The following is a 20,195-nucleotide window of genomic DNA, read 5'->3' on the forward strand; positions in this document are numbered from 1 at the left end:
TCAGCATGTTTATGATGCGTTTCGGATGTCAGCGATGGCTTTTTTCCGATCCGGCTGATTATATACGGCAGACCCGGCAACAAGCAGATTGGCGCCCGCTTCAGCGCATAAAGGGGCTGTTTCTTTATTAACGCCTCCGTCCACCTCGATTAAAAGCTCAGACAGGCCTTTCTCCTCAGCCAGCTGTTTGACCTGACGGATTTTCGGCAGAACCGAATGAATGAAGCGCTGTCCGCCAAAACCGGGGTTAACCGTCATTAACAGCACAAGGTCAAGCTCCTCGATCACATGTTCAATCGTTTGGACGGGCGTATGCGGATTGAGCACAACTCCCGCTTTTACTCCCTGCTCTTTTATCAATTGAATGGTCCGGTGAAGATGCGGACACGCTTCAGCATGAACGGAAAGGATGTCCGCACCGGCTTTTGCGAATGCCGGGATGTAGCGGTCCGGGTTTTCAATCATAAGATGGACATCCAGCGGCAGATCAGTCACCGGACGGACGGCTTCAACGATAAGCGGCCCGATTGTAATGTTAGGGACGAAATGGCCATCCATGACATCAATATGGATATAGTCCGCCCCTCCTTTTTCCACGTCTTTAATTTCCTCGCCCAGTGAAGCAAAATCGGCGGAAAGAATTGATGGCGCAACCTTAATCATATTAATACCTCGGCTTTCTCTCTTTTATTTCCTGCATAAATTCTTTGTAATGCTCATAGCGGTACGGCTGAATCTCTCCTTCTTCCACCGCTTGCTTTACCGCGCATTTCGGCTCTTTAAGATGCAGACAGCCTCTGAATTTGCAAGAGGCGCTTATTTCTCTGATCTCAGGGAACGTGCTGCCCAGCTCTTCTTCCTCAATGCCGGTAAATTCAAGCGAACTGAACCCCGGAGTATCCGCAACCAGACCGCCTGATGTATGAATGAGCTCCACATGGCGCGTCGTATGTTTTCCGCGTCCCAAATGCGCGGAAATCTCGTTTGTTTTCAGCTCAAGCTCCGGGCTGATCGCATTTAAAAGCGAAGATTTTCCGACTCCGGACTGACCGGCAAACACCGTCGTTTTGTTCTCGAAGTGTTTCACAATGCCTGTTAAGCCGCTGTTTTCTTTTGATGACGTCACATATACGTCATAACCGATCGCCTGATAGTCTTTCACGTAAGAAAGTATCGCCTCTTTCGATTCCCCGTCTGCAGCTAAGTCCATTTTGGTTATGCAGATGATCGGGTGAATGCCGTTGGCTTCCACAAGGACGAGAAAACGGTCCAATAAAGACGTGCTGAACGCCGGCTGAACGGCAGAAAAGACAAGAACGGCCTGATCGACATTTGAAATCGGCGGCCTGATCAGCTCGTTTGTTCGTTCTTTGATTTCCAGCAGGTAGCCTTCTTTATCATTTTCAGCCTGATAAACGGCATAATCGCCGACCAGGGGCGTTATTTTATTTTTTCTGAAAATGCCCCGGCCCCTGCATTGAATGATCTTGTCCTGTGATTCATCCAAGACATAATAGAATCCGCTTAACGCTTTTATAATTTTGCCCTCAGGCATAGGGTCCCTCCTTGTCAGTCATTATCTTTCGGGTATTCAATCGTTTTGTAGCTGACGACTTTATGATCGACCATCACTTGATAATACCCCTTCTGTCCCTGATCAATCTTCAGTTCAATTGTTTTTTCAGTCGGCTCTTTTATTTTAAATGAGTCATACGTATCAGAGATGCTGTGGTCCTTATCATCGATGGCGATTTGCACTTCAAGCTCGTCCCCTTCATGTTCGGGTTCGTAAGGAATGCTGATTTTTTCTTTTACCGTTTTCGCCGGTTTTTCTTCAGGTCCGAGCGAGAACGTCACTTCAACATTACTTCCCGGCTTAACCGCAGTGCCGGCTGCCGGCTCTTGCTTCATGACTTGTCCTTCCGGCACGTCATCTGAATGGGCTTGTTTTTCAACAAGCTGCAGGCCGTTATCTTCAAGATACCCTGAAGCCGCTTCTTTGCTGTAAGTCTTTAAGTCCCTCAGCGTAACGTCCGCCGGGCCGAGGCTGACCGTTAGATTGACTTCATCGTCGCTTGCAACCATGTCGGTGCCGGCTGACGGGTTCTGATCAATTACGGTGCCGGCCTCGCTGTCATCGTTCTCTTCTTTGACATTGACATGTTTGAAGCCTTTTTCCTTCAGCGCTTTTTTTGCGTCGCCGATCTGCCGCCCTTTCACGTCGATCAGCTGGGTTTTCGGTTTTCCGATGCTTTTGTACAGTTTTACAGAAGAGCTTTCTTTAACGGTAGACCCCGCTTTTGGGTCCGTTTTGACCATTAATTCCTCTTCTATTTTTTCATCTTCAATATCCGTTATATCAGGATCCGCCCGGAGCCCGTTCTTTTCAAGCAGGGCTTCCGCTTTTTCGTACTTCATGCCCCGTACATCGGGGACGCTTACATCTTTAGGCATAAATAAAGACGGAAACACGGTGACCGCAAGAACAGCTGCCATAATGAAAATGAAACAGACGGCCAGCAAAACCCACGGCCATTTCCGTTTTTTCTTTTTGGCGGGCTGCTGTTCCTTATCATCCGTCTCCCCCGGCGTCTCCGCCTGAGGCGCGGCTTTTGTGCCGTCAGTAATAACGGGAATGGCTTTTGTCATTTCCTCATCATCCTGCACGGAAAATTTTTGTTCATTCAGCCTGCCGGCGTCAAAAGCCGTTCTGATGTCCGCTTCCATGTCCTCGGCGCTTTCATAGCGGTGAAACGGGTCTTTAGCGGTTGCCTTTAAAATAATGTTTTCGACGCTCTGCGGAATGGAAGGGTTCCACTTTCTGGCGGAAGGCGTTTCTGTTTGCAGATGCTTTAGCGCTATACTGACGGCTGATTCTCCGTCAAAAGGAATTTTACCTGTTAAAAGCTCAAACAGCACGATGCCGAGCGCGTAAATATCTGATTTTTTCGTTGCCAGACCGCCTCTCGCCTGCTCCGGAGACAAATAATGAACCGAGCCCAGCACAGAATTCGTATGTGTGATTGTCGTAGACGTAAGCGCTGTGGCGATGCCGAAATCCGTCACCTTGATATGCCCTAAATGATCTATCAATATATTGTGCGGTTTAATATCCCGGTGCACGATATGGTTTTGATGGGCATGGGCGATGGCCGAGACGATCTGCTCCATAACGGACAGCGCTTCTTTCGGATGAAGCGGTCCGTGTGCTTTTATGTATTCCTTTAATGTCATGCCTTCCACATATTCCATGACAATGTAATAAATATCGCCTTCCTCCCCGATATCGTAAATACTGACGATATTCGGATGATCGAGGCTTGATGCCGACTGTGCTTCTCTTCTGAAACGCCTGATAAAATCAATGTCATTCACAAAGTCAAACCGCAGAATTTTAATTGCGACTTCACGTTCGAGAATGATGTCCTCAGCTAAAAAAACGTTTGCCATTCCGCCGCCGCCAATGGGCCGAAGGATATGATAACGCCCGCTGATCCGCTTGCCGGTTAGCACTTGTCTTCACCCTCTTTTGCATCTGCGGAAAACTCAATCAACACAGCCGTGATGTTATCTTCGCCGCCGTTTTGATTCGCTTTGCTGATGAGAAGGTCTACTTTTTCCTGAGGATCAGATTCGGCTTGAAGCATTTGTTTGATCTCGTGATCTTCTATTTTATTTGACAGTCCGTCAGAGCATAAAAGCAGCTGATCGCCGTCAGACAGTTCAAAAGAACGGGCGTCGGGACTGATGGTTTCATCTGTCCCCAGCGCTCTCGTCAATACATTTTTCCGCGGATGGTGCTCGGCGTCCTCTTTCGAAATTTCCCCCGTCTTGACCAGCTCATTCACAAGCGAATGGTCTTCAGTCAGCTGAGTGAATTCCCCCTCTTGAAGCAGGTAGCACCGGCTGTCACCGATATGAGCCACAGTGACAAACTTCCCGGTGAATAAGGCGCAAACAACAGTGGTGCCCATTCCCCGGCATTCTTCATTCGCTTTAGCGTGGTCATGTACTTTGACATTCGCCTCATGAATCCGGTCTTTCAGCCAATCCTCGCAAGCAGACGGCAGAGAAGGAACCGTTTCGGTCCGGTTCCACTGCTCTTCCATCGCCGCAACCGCCATCCTGCTCGCTACATCTCCGGCAAGATGACCGCCCATGCCGTCGGCGACAACCGCAAGCACCGCGTCTTCTTTTGTGAAAATGCCCGCCGCATCTTCATTATGCCGGCGGACTTTACCTGTATCTGTTTTCAAGGCTGTAATCAACCTCTTCACCTCGTCTCGTCTTGACGCTCCTTCGCGCGAAGCTGACCGCAGGCCGCGTCAATGTCATGGCCTTGCTCTCTTCTGATCGTGACATTTACACCGCGGGATTTTAACGTTTTTTCGAATGCGAAAATCTGATCTCTCGGTGTGCGGACGTAATCCCGTTCAGGCACATAGTTTACCGGAATTAAATTGACATGGCATTTCACGTCTTTTAACAGTTCTGCAAGCTCTTCTGCATGTTCGACCTGATCATTTACGCCACCGAACAGCCCGTATTCAAAGCTGATCCGTCTGCCTGTTTTCTCGATGTAATATTTGACGGCCTCCATAAGGTCAGGAAGCTTATAGGCTTTGTTAATCGGCATCAGACGGCTTCTGATTTCCGTATTCGGAGCATGCAGAGAAATCGCGAAATTGATCTGCATTTTTTGATCGGCGAAATCGTAAATCTTCGGAATGATTCCGCTGGTGGAAACTGTGATATGACGCGCTCCGATGTTCAGCCCTTTATCGTGGTTAATGATTTTTAAGAAAGCGAGCATTTCATTGAAATTATCAAACGGCTCTCCGATTCCCATGATGACGACTGAGCTGACGCGTTCATCCGTTTCATCAAGCGCCTTTTGCACTTTCACGACTTGAGCGACGATTTCTCCCGCTTCAAGATTCCGTTTCAGTCCGCCGAGCGTTGACGCGCAAAATGTGCAGCCGATCCGGCAGCCGACCTGTGTCGTTACACATACAGAATTACCATACTCGTGTCTCATTAAAACCGTTTCGATCGTATAACCGTCATGAAGCTCAAATAAAAATTTCATCGTGCCGTCTTGAGATGTCTGTTTTACAGCCGTTTTCAGCGTTGTCAGCACAAAATTGCTCTCGAGTTTTTCACGCAGGCTTTTTGAGAGGTTTGTCATTTCATCAAATGAAGAAACCCGCTTCTCATAAAGCCATTCAAAAATCTGTGCTGCGCGGAACGGCTTTTCGCCATTCTCGGTCAGCCATTGTTTGATTTCATCTAATTCAAAAGAGTAAATGGACGGCTGCTCAGTCCGCAGCTCTTTCCGTACGCTTGTCTTTTTTAATTGTGTCATTTTTTATCCCTTCTTTCTCATGCTGCTAATAAAGAAACCGTCTGTTCCGAAATAATGCGGAAGAATTTGAAGGCTTCCATCCTGAACAAAGGGTCTCGCCTTTTCAGGCAGCCGCTTTTCAAGAGACAAATCGGGTTCAAACTCAGGGTGTTCTTGTATAAACGCATGCATAACTTCTTCATTTTCTGTCCGGTCCATTGTACACGTACTGTATACGAGTGTGCCACCTTTTTTTACTAATGGGGCGATTTCCCTTAAAATGCCGAGCTGGATTTCTGACAGCCGTCTGCTGTCCTCCGGCGTCTTCGTATATTTCATATCGGGTTTTCTTCTGATGACGCCGAAACCTGAGCAAGGGGCATCAACGAGAACACGGTCAAACCGTTCTGCGCCAAAGGCCTCTCCCGCTTTTCGCGCATCCATCGTTTGCGCGTCGATGATCGTAAGCCCGAGCCGTTCTGCGCCCTCTTTAATCAGCTTCACTTTATGGCGGTGAAGATCAAGCGATGTGAGGCTCCCCTCGTTCTCCATCAGTTCCGCAATGTGAGCCGACTTTCCGCCCGGTGCGGCGCATGCGTCTAAAACGGTTTCGCCCGGCTTCGGGTCCAGCGCCCGCGCGACAAGCATTGAGCTTTCATCCTGTATGGATACCCGGCCGTTTTGGAAAAATGCCGTGTTCGCGATGCTTCCTTTTAAAAGCTTAATCGCATCAGGAGAAAGGTCTCCGGCTTCAGCTTCAAGACCGGCATTCTCCATCTCATTCAGCACCGTTTCCCTGTCGCTCTTTATGTGATTGACACGGAGCGTCTGCTTCGGCGGAATGAGATGAATCCGGCAGATCTGTTCAGCTGCCTCAAAGCCGTACGCCTCGACCCACTCTTTTACGAGCCACTCGGGATGGCTTGTCTCTGTGGAAAGACGGAGAACCGGGTCTTCAATTTCAGCGAATGACGGCGCCCCTTCACGCTGCAGGGAGCGGAGGATGCCGTTGACAAAGGACGCAATGCCCTTATGCCCGCGTTTTTTGGCGATCTCAACCGCTTCATGAATGGCGGCGCGATCCGGTATTTTTTCTAAATACTCCATTTGATACGCGGACAGACGAAGCAGCTGAATCACCCATGGCTTCACTTTATTCGGCTTGCGGATAAAAGGCTTCAGCATGTAGTCTAAGGCGATTTTATTTTGCAGCGTTCCGTAGACAAGCTCTGTCAGCAGTCCTCTGTCCTGATCGCTGAGCGTGTTCGTTTTGATAACCGATGTAAGAAGCAGGTTGCTGTATGCCTGATTTTGCTCAAGCTTCTCAAGCGCTTCAAGGGCGAGCTCCCGGACATTAATTTTCTTCATTTGCTTCTCCTAATACGTCACCGGGCTGCACATTTTTGCCTCTTACAAAATCTTCGCCCTTCATCCGTTTTTTTCCCGCCGGCTGCAGCTCTGTGATTAAAAGGGCGGTGCTGTTTCCTGATGCGGCGACAATGCCGTTTTGCTCCGTGCGGATGACTGTTCCGGGCGCAGCTTCAGTTTTTGCCGCAACTTTTTCAGAAGCCCATACTTTCATATTTTGACCGTTCAAAGTTGTATAGGCGACAGGCCAAGGGTTTAAACCTCTGATCTGGTTGTAGATCTCTTCTCCGGGCTTTGCCCAATCAATCCGCTCCTGCTCACGCTTAATGTTAGGCGCGTAAGTCGCTTTTGATTCGTCCTGTTTGATCGGTTTAATATTTCCGGAAATGACGTTCGGGACGGTCTCTGACAAAAGCTTCGCCCCCGCTATGCTTAATTTGTCGTGAAGCGTGCCGACGTTATCCGTTTCATCAATTTCCACTTCGATTTTCGAAATCATATCGCCCGCATCAAGCTTTTCAACCATATACATGATTGTCACGCCCGTTTTCTTCTTGCCTTGGAGAATCGAATAATGTATCGGCGCTCCGCCTCTTAATTCAGGCAATAGTGACGCGTGTACGTTGATACAGCCGTATTTCGGGCCGTCCAGCAGCTGCTTGGGCAGGATCTGTCCGAATGCCGCCGTAACAATCAGGTCCGGCTTCAGGCTGAGCACTTTTTCTATTTCTTCTTCGAGCCTTACTTTTTCGGGCTGAAGCACGGGAATGCCGTGACGTTCAGCTTCAGCCTTTACAGGAGGGGGCGTCATGATTTTTTTTCTGCCTTTCGGGCGGTCAGGCTGCGTAACGACACCAACCACTTCATACCCGTCTTCAATAAGCGTGCGCAGGACGGGAACTGAAAAATCGGGCGTTCCCATAAAAACGATCCTTGTCATCCAATCATCCTTCCATTTCTGCCAGTTCTTCTTCAGTATAGTAAGCCGTAATTTTTGATGTGAATAAAATGCCGTCTAAATGATCCATTTCATGCTGAACGGCTCTGGCCAAAAAACCCTCCGCTTCTAAAATAAACGGTTTTCCTTTACGGTTATAGGCTTTTACCTTTACGTAATCCGGGCGGGTGACATCGCCGTAAACCCCGGGAAAGCTTAAGCAGCCCTCGACTCCGGTCTGTTCACCGCTCTTTTCAAGAATAACCGGATTTACAAGGTCGATCCGGCCGCTTTCTTCACCGATGTCCACGACGGCCGCTCTTTTTAAAATGCCGATTTGCGGCGCGGCGAGGCCGACGCCATCCATTTCGAGCATCGTATCGTACATATCGTCAAGCAGTTTTTTTAATTTTTTATCAAACACTGTCACTTCATCGGCTGGTGTTTCCAGAACCTCCGCCGGATGTGTGACGATTTTTTTCACAGCCAAAATTTTGCCCTCCAAAAACTAATGTTACATCAGCATGTACGGATTCATATCGATTGAAATCATGACATGCTTTTGCGCAATGTCGCGTTTATAGTGCTCCAGTATCTTTTTCAACTGAATCTGCAACTCGTTTTCCTGTCTGTATTTTATCACGCATTGATAGCGATATCTATCTTTGATCCTGGCGATCGGGGAAGCCGCCGGCCCGAGAATTTTCGTATCAGGCCCGCATCCCGCTCTTAAATAGTTTGTAATCTTTTCTGCGGTGACCGCGGCTTTTGCCGCTTCTTCATGAGAAACGGTCACCAGCGCCACGTAATAATAAGGCGGGTATGACTGGGCCCGTCTGTGCGCCATTTCCTGCTGAAAAAAAGTTTCATAGTCATGCGTTTTCGTCAGCTGAATGCTGTAATGAGACGGTGTATACGTTTGAATGACCACCGTTCCCGGCTTTTCATGCCGCCCGGCCCGTCCGCTTACCTGCGTCAGCAGCTGGAATGTCTTCTCCGCGGCCCTGAAATCAGGGATGTGAAGCGTCGTATCTGCGCTTAATACTCCGACGAGCGTCACGTTCGGAAAATCAAGCCCTTTTGCGATCATTTGCGTGCCGAGCAGGATATCCGCCTTCCCTTCACCGAACGCTGACAACAGTTTTTCATGGGCGCCTTTTCTTGAAGTGGTGTCCACATCCATCCTGATCACGCGCGCCTGAGGCAGCACTTTGGTAAGCTCCTCCTCCACACGCTGCGTGCCCGTGCCGAAAAAGCGGATATGTTCGCTGCCGCATTCCGGGCATGTTCCCGGGACAGGTTCCTCATGGCCGCAGTAATGGCATTTCAGCCTTTGTCCGTAGCGGTGATAAGTCATTGAAATGTCGCAATGCGGACATTGCGGCACATAACCGCAGTCCCGGCACATCACAAACGAGGAATACCCCCGTTTATTCAGAAAAAGGACGGCCTGCTCTTTTTTTGCAAGCTTCTCTTCCAGCTGTTCCATCAGCTCTCTTGAAAACATTGATCTGTTGCCGTTTCTCAGTTCTTCTCTCATATCAACGAGAGAAACGTCAGGCATGAGCTGGCGATTTACGCGATGTTTTAATGGAAGCAGCTCATAAACGCCTTTTTTCGCCCGCGCAAATGACTCCAATGTCGGCGTGGCGCTCCCGAGGACGACCGGACAGCTGTGATGCTCGGCCCGGCGGATGGCTACGTCCTTTGCATGATACCGCGGCATTTCCTCCTGCTTATAGGAAGATTCGTGCTCTTCATCAATAATGATCATGCCGAGATTTTCAAACGGGGCAAAGATGGCCGATCTGGCTCCGACGACAAGCCGGACTTCCTTGCGCTGAATCTTCCGCCATTCATCGTATTTTTCACCTGTGGATAATCCGCTGTGCATGACCGCAACCTGTGAGCCGAAGCGGCCTTTAAAACGGTTGACCATTTGCGGTGTCAACGAGATTTCCGGAACGAGCACGATGGCTTCTTGTCCTTTTGCCAGCACTTTTTCAATGGATTGCAGGTAAATTTCCGTTTTGCCGCTTCCCGTGACGCCGTGAAGCAGAAAGACGTGATGGACATGATCGGCTACAGCTTGTTTAATCGGCTCAAAAGCGGCCTGCTGCTCTTCTGTAAGAGAGAGCGGCTCTGTTTTTTTGAACATTCTGTCCTGATAAGGATCGCGGTAAACCTCCTCAAAGCTTTCCGTAAGAAGCCCCTTTTTAAGAAGCGTTTTCAGCGTCGCGGAACTGGAATCGGTCTTTTTGCAAAGCTCGGCCGCGGAAATCTTTGCTCCCCCGCCGATAAAATAAGTAAGCACGGCGAGCTGTTTAGAAGCCTGCTTTGTCAATGAATCTGCGTGCCGGGCGAGTTCTTCTTTGTCCGCCCCCGCTTCGATCATGCGGATCATTTTTTTATTCGTTTTTTGGGCGACTTTATATGTGACATCAATGCTTCCTTTGCGCACGAATTTTTGAAGTGACGAAAGAATGCTTTCATCGGTAATATCCGAGTACAGAAGACTTTTTTGATTCCTGAAAAGCTGTTTGATGTCCGGTGTCAGCGCTTCTTCGTCAACGACTTTCAGCTCTTTCTCGTACTTCGCCTTCAGTGCGGCGGGCAGCATTGCCTGAAGCGCCGTGATTTTAAACGACAGCGTTTTGTCAGAAAGCCATGAAGACAGCTGCATCAGTTCCTCAGTCAGAACGGGCGTCAAATCAAGAAGCTTCTCGACTTCCTTCATTGAGCCGCCGTTTAATTCAGACGAATCTTTCAAACCGGTCACAAATCCTTGAAGCTTGCGCGGGCCAAACGGGACAATCACCCGCATGCCGACTTCGATCATCCCTTTTAAATGATCGGGAATTTTGTAATCAAAGGGTCTGTCAATGTTTTTGGAGCTGACATCGACAATGACTTCTGCTACATTCATACGGGTTTTCGGTCCTCGGCTTTCAAAGCGGTCATTTCCTTCAGCATTTCAAAGGAAACGTCAAGTTTAGACATAAGCGCAAGCTCCCGTTTTCTTCCGTCCCGGAAATAGAAGGTGACGACATTCGTATCCGTGCCAAATCCGGCCCCTTCTGCTTTCACATCATTTGCAACGATCATATCAAGGTTTTTCTGTTCAAGTTTTCTGCGCGCATAGCGTTCGACGTCTTGCGTTTCAGCCGCAAATCCGACCAGCAGCTGGTGTGTTTTCCGTTCGCCGAGTTCTTTCAGTATGTCTGCCGTACGGTTGAATTCGATCACGAGCGAACCGTCTTTCTTCTTCATTTTGTGATCAGAAACAGCCGCCGGCGTAAAATCGGCCACGGCCGCCGTCTTAATCACCATGTCGCATGAATCAAACACAGAAAACACGGCTTCTCTCATATCAGCTGCCGATTGCACAGGAAGAAACTGATACAGCCCGACTGGCGGCTCTATTGACACCGGGCCTGAAATCAGCGTGACCCGCGCCCCGAGACAGACGGCGGCTTCAGCAGCGGCGTAGCCCATTTTGCCGGTGGATTTATTTGTGAAGAAGCGGACAGGGTCCACGGCTTCGCGCGTCGGACCGGCCGTAATGACAATATGTTTTCCTTTCAGCGGCGCATCGTCTTCAGGCTCCTTAAAATGCTCTCTGACACGCTCAACAATAAGCTCCGGCTCCTCCAGCCTTCCTTTGCCGACATATCCGCATGCCAAATAGCCTTCACTCGGCTCGATAAAGCGGACCCCGTCCTGATAAAGCACAGAGATGTTCCGTTTCACCGCCGGATGATCATACATATGGACATTCATCGCAGGCGCCACCCAAACCGGGGCCTCAGCCGCCAGCACCGTCGTTGTGAGCATATCGTCAGCAATTCCGTTGGCAAGCTTGCCGATGATATTTGCCGTAGCGGGCGCGACAATAATTAAATCCGCCCAGTCAGCGGCATCAATATGAGATATCACCTTCGGATTTTGTTCATTAAATGTATCTGTATATACTTCATTCCGGCTCAGCGCCTGAAATGTCAGCGGAGAAACAAACTCACGCGCGGACTCAGTCATAATCACTTTGACGTTTGCGCCGGCCTGAACCAGCTTGCTCGTGAGTGCGGAAGCTTTATAAACGGCAATTCCTCCGCTTACGCATAGCAAAATGTTTCGGTTTTTCATGAAGTCTTCTCCCCTTTATGAAAGCATTGGACAAATCCCAAACGGAAAAAAATAACAACCTATGTAGAGATAGGTTGCTACGTGTGCTTGTTATTCGCTGTCTTCTCTTTCAAACGAAAGCAGGCCCGCGTCTATTTCTTCTAAAGCTTTGCCTACATATTTGTGAGAAATGGTATGTTCAATCTGCTGGTCTTTTTTGATCTGCATTTCACGCGCGCGTCTTGCAGACACGGTCACCAGCGTATATTTAGAATCTAATTTATTCATTAAAGAGTCAATTGACGGATCTAACATAAGTTATTCTACCTCCAGCATTTTCTTATATCTCGGAGCGACGCGTTCACGTTTTAAGTGCTCGGCGAGAACGATTGCGTTAATCTTATCACAAGCCGTTTGGATATCGTCGTTTTCAACGACATAATCATACGCGTCCATCATTTCGATTTCAGCTTTTGCGGCATTCATTCTGTTTTCGATTAAATCGTCGGTTTCAGTCCCTCTTGTCACGATTCTGTTTTTCAGCTCAGAAAGACTCGGCGGCGCTAAGAAGATAAACAGGCCTTCCGGAAATGCATTCCGCACTTGGAGCGCGCCCTGCACTTCAATCTCTAAGAAGACGTCTTTTCCTTCTTGAAGCGTCTGTTCGACATAATCAACGGGCGTTCCGTAATAGTTGCCGACATATTCTGCCCACTCAAGCAGTTTGTTGTTTTCAATCATGCGTTCGAATTCATCTCTAGATTTAAAGAAATAATCGACGCCATCGACTTCGCCCTCTCTCGGGTTTCTCGTCGTGACTGAAATTGAGTATTCAAATTTCGTGTCCTGTTGTGAAAATATTGCTTGCCGAACCGTTCCTTTTCCAACTCCGGAGGGACCTGAGAGAACGATTAATAACCCTCTTTCTTTCATGCGGCAATTACCCCTGCCCTTCATCCATAATTTCTTCTTTCACAGAAAGTCTGTGTGCAACTGTCTCAGGCTGGACGGCAGATAAGATAATGTGATCACTATCCATGACGACAACTGCACGGGTTCTTCGTCCGTATGTAGCGTCTATTAGCATTCCGCGGTCTCTTGCATCCTGGATCATTCGCTTTATTGGCGCAGACTCCGGGCTGACAATCGAAATCATCCGATTGGCGGAGATGATATTGCCAAATCCGATATTAATCAGTTTAATCGTCATCTTCTACGTTCCCCCTGTAAAATAGACGTCTCTAGTGTAACCTGAAGAGGCCGTCTGTAAACAATACGCACAGTCGCTATTCTATATTTTGCACTTGTTCCTTCAATTTTTCAATAGAACTTTTCATTTCAACGACAAGCTTTGTGATTTGATGATCATTGGCTTTTGAGCCGATCGTGTTCGCTTCCCGGTTAAGCTCCTGAACAAGGAAATCAAGTTTGCGGCCGACTGCCCCGCCTTCTTTTAATATATCACGGAATTGAACAAAATGGCTCTTCAACCTGGTAATTTCTTCCGTTATATCAGAACGATCGGCGAAAATGGCGCATTCCGTGATCAGCCTGCTTTCGTCGAGCGCATCCTCCGTCCATTCCTTCATTCGGGCGTAAAGACGCTCGCGGTATTGAATAACAACGGCCGAAGCGCGCTCTTTCACCTGTTCGGACAGCGTCTCAAGCCGCTCAATGTGCAGAAAGCAGTCTTCCGCCAAAAGCCGTCCTTCTTTTTCCCTCATGTCACAAAGTTCCTTTACAGCCAGCTCAGCGGCTTCCCTGATGACTTCTTCAAGCTTGTCATCACGCATTTGTTCTTCGTGTATCTGCGCAATATGTTCAAATTTAAAGAACTCCATTGCATCGGGTTCTGCGGCCAGGCTGTAGCGCTCTTTCATGACGCGTGCGGCGCTCACATATTCATCAAGGAGCTCCCAATCGATGTTCAGGCTTCTTTTTATGAGCGCGTCACTGTTTACAGTGAGAAACAGCTCTACTCTTCCGCGCTGTATATGCTGCAATATCGTTTGTTTCAGCTTATCCTCTACATATAGCAAAGGCCGTGGCAGGCGGGCGTTCACTTCTTTGAACCGGTAATTGACGGATTTCAATTCAACGGTTGCCGAGAGATCGCCTTTTGTGCTGCTTGCGCTGCCGAAGCCTGTCATACTCCGTATCATATGAAACACCCAATTCTTTCCCGTTATCAAAATAAAAGGGCAATAGACATGCTATTACCCCTAAGATTATATCATATGGAATTATTTTTTTCTTGTCAAAAGTGAACCCGCCAGCAAAAAAGTAGGTATGCCCGACATACCGATAATCAGCATCCAATCGCCCGGCGTAATCGGCACTGTTTTGAAAATCGGCTGCAGCGGCGGATAATAGATGACGATGACCATCAGGAAGATAGAAGAAATGATGGCCCCGAGCAGATAGATATTTTCAAACGGATTCCGGGAGAAAACAGACGTTTCGCTCCGGCAGTCAAACACGTGTATAAGCTGAGCCAGGACAAGAGTCGCGAATGCAACGGTCTGTGCGTAGGGCAGATTTTCAGGATTGCGGTGATAGACGATGATAAACGCTAAAATGGTTGCAGCTCCGATTAAAAACCCTCTTGATACGACTTTCCAGCCCAGTTTTCTCGCAAACACTCCTTCTTTCGGGTGCCGCGGCTTCCGCCTCATCAGGTCTCCTTCCGGCTGATCCATACCGAGGGCCATCGCCGGCAGCCCGTCAGTGACTAAGTTCACCCACAGTATCTGAATCGGAACGAGCGGCAGCGGCAGAGCGAGAAGCATCGCAAACAGCATCACTAAAATTTCACCGACGTTGGAGGCGAGCAAATACCGGACGAATTTTCTTATATTTTCATAGATATTCCGTCCCTCTTTTATGGCTGATTTAATCGTAGCAAAGTTATCATCTACCAGAATGAGAGAAGAGGCTTCCTTTGCCACATCCGTTCCCGTCACGCCCATGGCAACGCCGATATCTGCCTGCTTTATGGCCGGCGCGTCATTAACCCCGTCTCCCGTCATGGCGACGACGTGTCCGTTTTCCTGGAACGCTTTGACGATTTTTAATTTATGTTCAGGCGACACACGTGCGAAGACGTAGACATCATCGACCGTTTCGATAAGTTCTTTCTCCGTAAGCTCATTCAGCGTCTTCCCGTCCATCACACGCCCCTTTTTCGGAAGAAGACGCAAATCTTTCGCAATGGCCTTTGCCGTTTCGACGTGATCCCCTGTGATCATAACCGTTTTAATGCCGGCTTCACGGCATTCTTTAATCGCCTGTCTGACCTCCGGACGGGGCGGATCAATTATGCCTGACAAGCCGAGCATCGTCAGATTTTTTTCCGCCTGCTCCATTGTCGGTTTTTCTCCGGGCTTAAGCGGTTTATAAGCAATCCCGATCGTACGCAAAGCTTGCGACGCCAGCTCTTTCAGAACCGCTTCCGTTTCTGCTTTCTTTTCTCCAGAAAATGGCGCGCTTCTTGCGTCGTACATCAGATGTGACGAGCGGTCAATCAGCACATCGGGCGCTCCTTTAGTGATGACGAACTGCTTTTTTTCCTGATCCTCTACAATGACGGTCATCATTTTGCGGACGGAGTCAAACGGAAACTCGGCAACCACGCGGTAGTGCCCGCTGAGCCAATCGTTTGAATAGCCGCCCTTTCTTGCAGCCGTCAGCAGCGCTCCTTCTGTCGGATCGCCGTCGAGTACATAATGGCCGTCTTTCAGTGCGATTTCGGATGTGTTGCACAACGCGCCGAAAACCAGCATCTGTTCAAGAATCTTCTCATCTTTCGGCTTGATTTCCCGCTCATCTCGGGTGAAAACGCCCTCCGGCTCATAGCCGATGCCTGACACTTTAAATGTTTTTCCCCCTGACCACATATGGGTGACGGTCATTTTGTTTTGTGTCAGCGTGCCGGTTTTATCAGAACAAATGACAGAGGCGCAGCCCAATGTTTCAACCGCCGGGAGCTTTCTGACAATTGATTTTTGTTTGATCATGCGCTGGACGCCGATTGATAATGCCACCGTAACAATGGCGGGAAGCCCTTCCGGAATCGCGGCGACGGCCAATGACACCCCGGCCAAAAACATGCTGTAAAGCTCATGTCCCTGTAAGACGCCGACTGCAACGACCAATACCGTTAAAAGGAGCGCGACGATAATTAAAATTTTGCCGAGCTCTTCAAGTCTTCGCTGCAGCGGTGTTGAAAGGCTGCCGGCGGATTCCAGCATATCGGCGATTTTCCCCATTGCCGTATTCATTCCTGTACCGACGACGACGCCGACACCGCTGCCGCGCGTTACGATCGTACCCATAAACGCCATATTGCTGATGTCGCCTAACGAAACATCCGGCTTTCTCAGTTTATCAGCTTGTTTAACCACCGGAATTGATTCCCCGGTCAGCGCCGATTCCTCAATTTCAAGGCTTTTCGCTTCAACGATCCGCACATCCGCGCCAATCCGGTCGCCGCTTGAAAATTTCATGATATCGCCGGGAACGAGCTCCTTGGACTGAATTTTCTTCCAGCTCCCGTCCCGCAACGCTGACACATACGGCGTTGACAGCTCTTTTAATGCATGTAAAGACTTTTCCGCCCGCCGCTCTTGAAAAAAACCGAGAACCCCATTGACAAATACAATCGCCATAATCGCTACGGCATCTACATATTCGCCTAAAAACCCGGATATTAAGGTTGCCGCCAGCAGCACGAGCACCATAAAATCTTTAAATTGGGCGAAAAACACGGCGATCGCCGGTGTCCTCTTGCCCTCCTGAAGCTCGTTCGGTCCGTGCTTTTCAAGGCGTTTTTTCACCTCTTTTTCGGTCAACCCCTGTTTAATGGACGTATTTGTTGCTTTCAGCAAATCGGTTTGTCCCATTTCATGAAACTTCATTCTTCTCGTCCACTCCCCTGCCTCGCTTTAGAGATGTCACTCTGTAAACAAGCTTATTCTGACTCGTCCCTTTTCATGCTATAATTATCGAATGCAGGAAGAAGGAAAGGGTGTTTTATATGTCTTTTGATGGCATGTTTACATACGGAATGACACATGAATTAAACAGCCGGATCGCCGGAGGCCGGATTACGAGAGTCCATCAGCCTTTTAAGCACGATGTGATATTTCATATCCGCGCTAACGGAAAAAACCATAAATTATTATTATCGGCGCATCCGAGCTATTCACGGGTGCACATGACAAACCAGGCCTATGAAAATCCGAGCGAGCCGCCGATGTTTTGTATGCTGCTCAGAAAGCATATCGAAGGCGGATTTATTGAGAAAATAGAACAGGCCGGATTAGACCGGATTATGATATTCCGCATAAAAAGCAGAAATGAAATCGGCGACGAAACCGTCAGAACGCTGTATGTTGAAATTATGGGGCGGCACAGCAATATTATTCTGACTGACGGAGAAGGAGCCATCATCGACGGGCTGAAACATTTATCTCCGTCGATGAACAGCTACCGGACCGTTCTGCCGGGATATGATTACAAGCTTCCTCCCGCTCAGGAAAAAATTTCGCCGCTTGCCGCGGATGAAGAGGACGTTTTGCGTTATCTCAGTTTTCAGGAAGGACGGCTTGACCAGCAGATCGTCAGACATTTCTCCGGTGTTTCTCCGCTGTTTGCAAAAGAAGCCGTGCACAGAGCGGGCCTCGCTAACAAAATAACGCTGCCGAAGACGCTGATTGAAATGTTCCATGCCGTGAAAGATTGCAGGTTTACACCGAACATTACGACAGCCGGCGGAAAGGAATACTTTTATCTCCTGTCTCTCACACATGTAAACGGAGAGGAGCGCACCTTTCACTCACTGAGTGAGCTGTTGGACCGGTTTTATTTCGGCAAGGCGGAACGCGACCGCGTCAAACAGCAGGCTCAGGATCTTGAGCGGTTTGTCGCAAATGAACGGAAAAAGAACGCCAATAAGATAAAAAAGCTGGAAAAGACGCTCGACTACTCAGAGAATGCGAAGGAATTCCAGCTATACGGCGAACTGCTGACGGCAAATTTGTATATGCTGAAAAAAGGTGACAAAGAAGCGGAAGTCATCAATTATTATGATGAAGAAAGTAAGACGGTGACCATCCCTTTAAATCCGAACAAAACACCGTCAGAAAACGCGCAGATGTATTTTACAAAGTACCAAAAGGCGAAGAATTCCGTCGAGGTGGTAAAAGAACAGATCCGTCTGGCCGAGGAGGAAATCGCTTATTTCGATCAGCTGATCCAGCAGCTCTCCTCCGCCTCCACAAAGGATATTCACGAAATAAGGGAAGAGCTTGTGGAAGGCAAATATCTGCGACCGAAACAGCAGCGAGGACAGAAAAAACAGAAGCAGCACGTTCCTGTTTTGGAACAATATGAATCTTCACGGGGATTGACGATTCTTGTCGGCAAAAACAATAAACAAAATGAGTACTTAACGACAAAAGCTGCCGCAAGGGATGATTTATGGTTCCACACGAAAGACATTCCCGGTTCCCACGTTGTGATTAAAAGCAGCGATCCGGATGAACAATCCATACTGGAGGCGGCTGCGATCGCCGCTTATTTTTCCAAGGCGAAAGATTCCGGCTCCGTTCCCGTTGATTATACAAAAATCAGACACGTGAAAAAGCCAAACGGCGCAAAGCCCGGATTTGTCACCTATGACAGCCAGCATACCGTATTTGTCACACCTGATGCCGACCTTGTCATACGGCTGAAAAAATAAACACACCTCCAAGCTGAAATCCGCACTCAGCTTGGAGGTGTTTTTTCTTACGTATAAACGGAGACGACACTCTCCCAGCCATCAGAACCGATCTTTACAATATCTGATCAGTTTCCCGTCATGTCTGCCTGATCCGCCGGGGACCGTCCTCTGATTAAAGCGGTCACACCTGATTTGGCGGCGGATACTATCACCTTCCCTCGTCAAACCTGAACACATCCGGCCCAGTTAATATAATCATGCCGGGTCTCTGACCTTTCCTTTGTATGCGGGCGGAATCCAGGCGGCATTGGGATCAGATACATATTCCGCGTCACTTCGCAATCCTGACCGCTTGCCGGCATATACCGTTCAAACTGCCCGCTTTCGTTTTGAATTGTTCACAATCGGGGACTGTCAGGACAGTATAAAAAACACCCTGCCTGAGGGACTGCCCCCCGTTTTTGAGACAGGGGTCAAAACACCTTTTAAACAGCCAATTGCCGATAGTTTATCGGTGATTGGTTGTTTAGTTTGGTTTGAATACGAATATTGTTATAATAATGAATGTATTCTATGACAGTGCGTTCTACGATGGCAGTCGTAGTTCGATCAATGCTGTTAAGATAGAACGTTTCAGACTTTAGCGAGGAATGAAACGATTCGATGGAGGCATTATCAGCGGGCGTCCCTTTGCGGGACATGCTCATGGTAATGCCTTTTGTTTTAACAGCTTTTTGATACTCGTAAGATGTATACACAGAACCTTGGTCACTATGTAACACGCAGTTCTCAGGCAGCATTGGTAGCTGATCAAGTGTGTCTAAGACAAAGGCTGTGTCCTGCTTATCCCCAATAGTAAAAGCAATCACTTCTCCATTGTATAAATCTAATATACTGGAAAGGTACAATTGTTTCTGTCCATAAGGCAAATATGTGATGTCCGTTACTAGTTTTTCAAGAGGACGATCAGACTGAAAGTTCCGATCCAATATATTATCGACCACGGCATATGGCTGCCCATCCTTCTTGCGCTTTTTCACCTTAACCCGACACTGCCATTGATTTTTCTGCATAATACGTTGAACCGTTTTATGGTTAATACACATTCTCTTTTTTAGTATGGCTGTGATTTTTCGATATCCATATCGATACTTGTGCTCTCGGCACAACGTGCCGATTTGTTTTTCCAAATGGCGCTTGGGATGATCCTTCATCAGATTCTTCTTCCAACGATAATAAGACGCTCGAGAGATACCTAAATGAATACAGATATCCTGTACGGTCATTGTGCTGTGCAATATTTCTACAAGTTCGACTGACGTTTCGCTATCAACTTCCTTTCCAATTCGTTGTACTTTTTTAAAACTTCATTCTGTTGTCTCAGGTAACGAATCTCTGCCTGCAGTTTCTCTAAATCGGAAGAATACTCCGGACCTTTTCCGTAAGTGTATTGCTTTCCAACAGGCTGTTCGAATCGATGTGTATCACCAGCCTTATACCATCTAACCCATGTCTGAACCTGTGTCTTATTCTTAATATTCAACTCCTGCATGATCTCTTTCATAGGTACGCCTGCCAATCTCATTTCTACAGCCTTCTGTTTCGCTTCAACCGGATAACTCACTCTTGTCCCCATAGAAAAAACACCTCCAAGTCTAATTTCGGATAACAATCATCCGTATTCAAACTTGAAGGTGTTT

Annotated in this window: 17 protein-coding genes; 1 reads left to right on the forward strand and 16 read right to left on the reverse strand. The window is 48.1% G+C overall.

Going from position 1 to position 20,195, the window contains the following annotated elements:
* Positions 1-9: 9 nt before the first annotated feature.
* The 15 genes from rpe to D5S11_RS05165 all read right to left on the reverse strand — a co-directional run bounded on the left by rpe (position 10) and on the right by D5S11_RS05165 (position 16,687).
* The gene (gene rpe, locus D5S11_RS05095; RefSeq protein WP_032871447.1) at positions 10-663 is read right to left on the reverse strand and encodes a ribulose-phosphate 3-epimerase; all 654 of its coding nucleotides are present in this window, start codon (positions 661-663) and stop codon (positions 10-12) included.
* Position 664: 1 nt separating this feature from the next.
* Positions 665-1,555, reverse strand: a complete 891-nt coding sequence (rsgA, locus tag D5S11_RS05100) for a ribosome small subunit-dependent GTPase A (RefSeq protein ID WP_007409752.1) — start codon at positions 1,553-1,555, stop codon at positions 665-667.
* A 14-nt stretch (positions 1,556-1,569) separates the two neighbouring features.
* Positions 1,570-3,513, reverse strand: coding sequence for a Stk1 family PASTA domain-containing Ser/Thr kinase (gene pknB / locus D5S11_RS05105; protein WP_042635187.1), 1,944 nt, complete (start codon positions 3,511-3,513; stop codon positions 1,570-1,572).
* Complete coding sequence (locus D5S11_RS05110) at positions 3,507-4,268, reverse strand: Stp1/IreP family PP2C-type Ser/Thr phosphatase (protein ID WP_007409750.1); 762 nt, start codon at positions 4,266-4,268, stop codon at positions 3,507-3,509. Before D5S11_RS05110 ends, pknB begins: the two co-directional genes overlap by 7 nt.
* A gap of 5 nt (positions 4,269-4,273) precedes the next feature.
* Positions 4,274-5,365, reverse strand: a complete 1,092-nt coding sequence (gene rlmN / locus D5S11_RS05115) for a dual-specificity RNA methyltransferase RlmN (protein ID WP_003154339.1) — start codon at positions 5,363-5,365, stop codon at positions 4,274-4,276.
* Between the two features lie 3 nt (positions 5,366-5,368).
* Positions 5,369-6,712, reverse strand: a complete 1,344-nt coding sequence (gene rsmB / locus D5S11_RS05120) for a 16S rRNA (cytosine(967)-C(5))-methyltransferase RsmB (protein WP_108724976.1) — start codon at positions 6,710-6,712, stop codon at positions 5,369-5,371.
* Positions 6,699-7,652, reverse strand: a complete 954-nt coding sequence (fmt, locus tag D5S11_RS05125) for a methionyl-tRNA formyltransferase (RefSeq protein ID WP_108724977.1) — start codon at positions 7,650-7,652, stop codon at positions 6,699-6,701. Before fmt ends, rsmB begins: the two co-directional genes overlap by 14 nt.
* 4 nt (positions 7,653-7,656) lie before the next feature.
* Entirely contained in the window at positions 7,657-8,139 is a 483-nt protein-coding gene (gene def / locus D5S11_RS05130) for a peptide deformylase (RefSeq protein WP_007409747.1), read from the reverse strand.
* Between the two features lie 24 nt (positions 8,140-8,163).
* Positions 8,164-10,575, reverse strand: a complete 2,412-nt coding sequence (gene priA / locus D5S11_RS05135; protein ID WP_039063083.1) for a primosomal protein N' — start codon at positions 10,573-10,575, stop codon at positions 8,164-8,166.
* Entirely contained in the window at positions 10,572-11,792 is a 1,221-nt protein-coding gene (gene coaBC / locus D5S11_RS05140) for a bifunctional phosphopantothenoylcysteine decarboxylase/phosphopantothenate--cysteine ligase CoaBC (protein ID WP_106080021.1), read from the reverse strand. Before coaBC ends, priA begins: the two co-directional genes overlap by 4 nt.
* A gap of 90 nt (positions 11,793-11,882) precedes the next feature.
* Positions 11,883-12,086, reverse strand: a complete 204-nt coding sequence (rpoZ, locus tag D5S11_RS05145) for a DNA-directed RNA polymerase subunit omega (protein WP_003154346.1) — start codon at positions 12,084-12,086, stop codon at positions 11,883-11,885.
* Between the two features lie 3 nt (positions 12,087-12,089).
* Positions 12,090-12,704 (reverse strand): guanylate kinase, encoded by a 615-nt coding sequence (gmk, locus tag D5S11_RS05150; RefSeq protein ID WP_003154347.1) that lies wholly within the window; start codon positions 12,702-12,704, stop codon positions 12,090-12,092.
* Between the two features lie 7 nt (positions 12,705-12,711).
* Entirely contained in the window at positions 12,712-12,981 is a 270-nt protein-coding gene (gene remA, locus D5S11_RS05155; RefSeq protein ID WP_003154355.1) for an extracellular matrix/biofilm regulator RemA, read from the reverse strand.
* A gap of 76 nt (positions 12,982-13,057) precedes the next feature.
* The gene (locus tag D5S11_RS05160; protein WP_007409745.1) at positions 13,058-13,933 is read right to left on the reverse strand and encodes a YicC/YloC family endoribonuclease; all 876 of its coding nucleotides are present in this window, start codon (positions 13,931-13,933) and stop codon (positions 13,058-13,060) included.
* Positions 13,934-14,014: 81 nt separating this feature from the next.
* Positions 14,015-16,687 (reverse strand): calcium-translocating P-type ATPase, SERCA-type, encoded by a 2,673-nt coding sequence (locus D5S11_RS05165; protein WP_007409744.1) that lies wholly within the window; start codon positions 16,685-16,687, stop codon positions 14,015-14,017.
* 119 nt (positions 16,688-16,806) lie between these two features.
* On the opposite strand from D5S11_RS05165, the gene D5S11_RS05170 reads away from it, so the two are divergent.
* Positions 16,807-18,513: an Rqc2 family fibronectin-binding protein gene (locus D5S11_RS05170; protein ID WP_031378752.1), complete on the forward strand. Its 1,707-nt coding sequence runs from the start codon at positions 16,807-16,809 to the stop codon at positions 18,511-18,513.
* A gap of 467 nt (positions 18,514-18,980) precedes the next feature.
* Here D5S11_RS05170 and D5S11_RS05180 read toward each other — a convergent pair.
* Positions 18,981-20,131, reverse strand: a protein-coding gene (locus tag D5S11_RS05180) for an IS3 family transposase (RefSeq protein ID WP_099566475.1) whose coding sequence is annotated in 2 segments (ribosomal slippage) — positions 18,981-19,858 and positions 19,858-20,131 — 1,152 coding nt in all. Because the reading frame shifts where the segments join, the coding sequence is not laid out codon by codon here.
* Positions 20,132-20,195: the final 64 nt, after the last annotated feature.

Origin of the sequence: Bacillus sp. L75 (assembly GCF_003676355.1) — a bacterium.
GTDB lineage: Bacteria > Bacillota > Bacilli > Bacillales > Bacillaceae > Bacillus > Bacillus velezensis.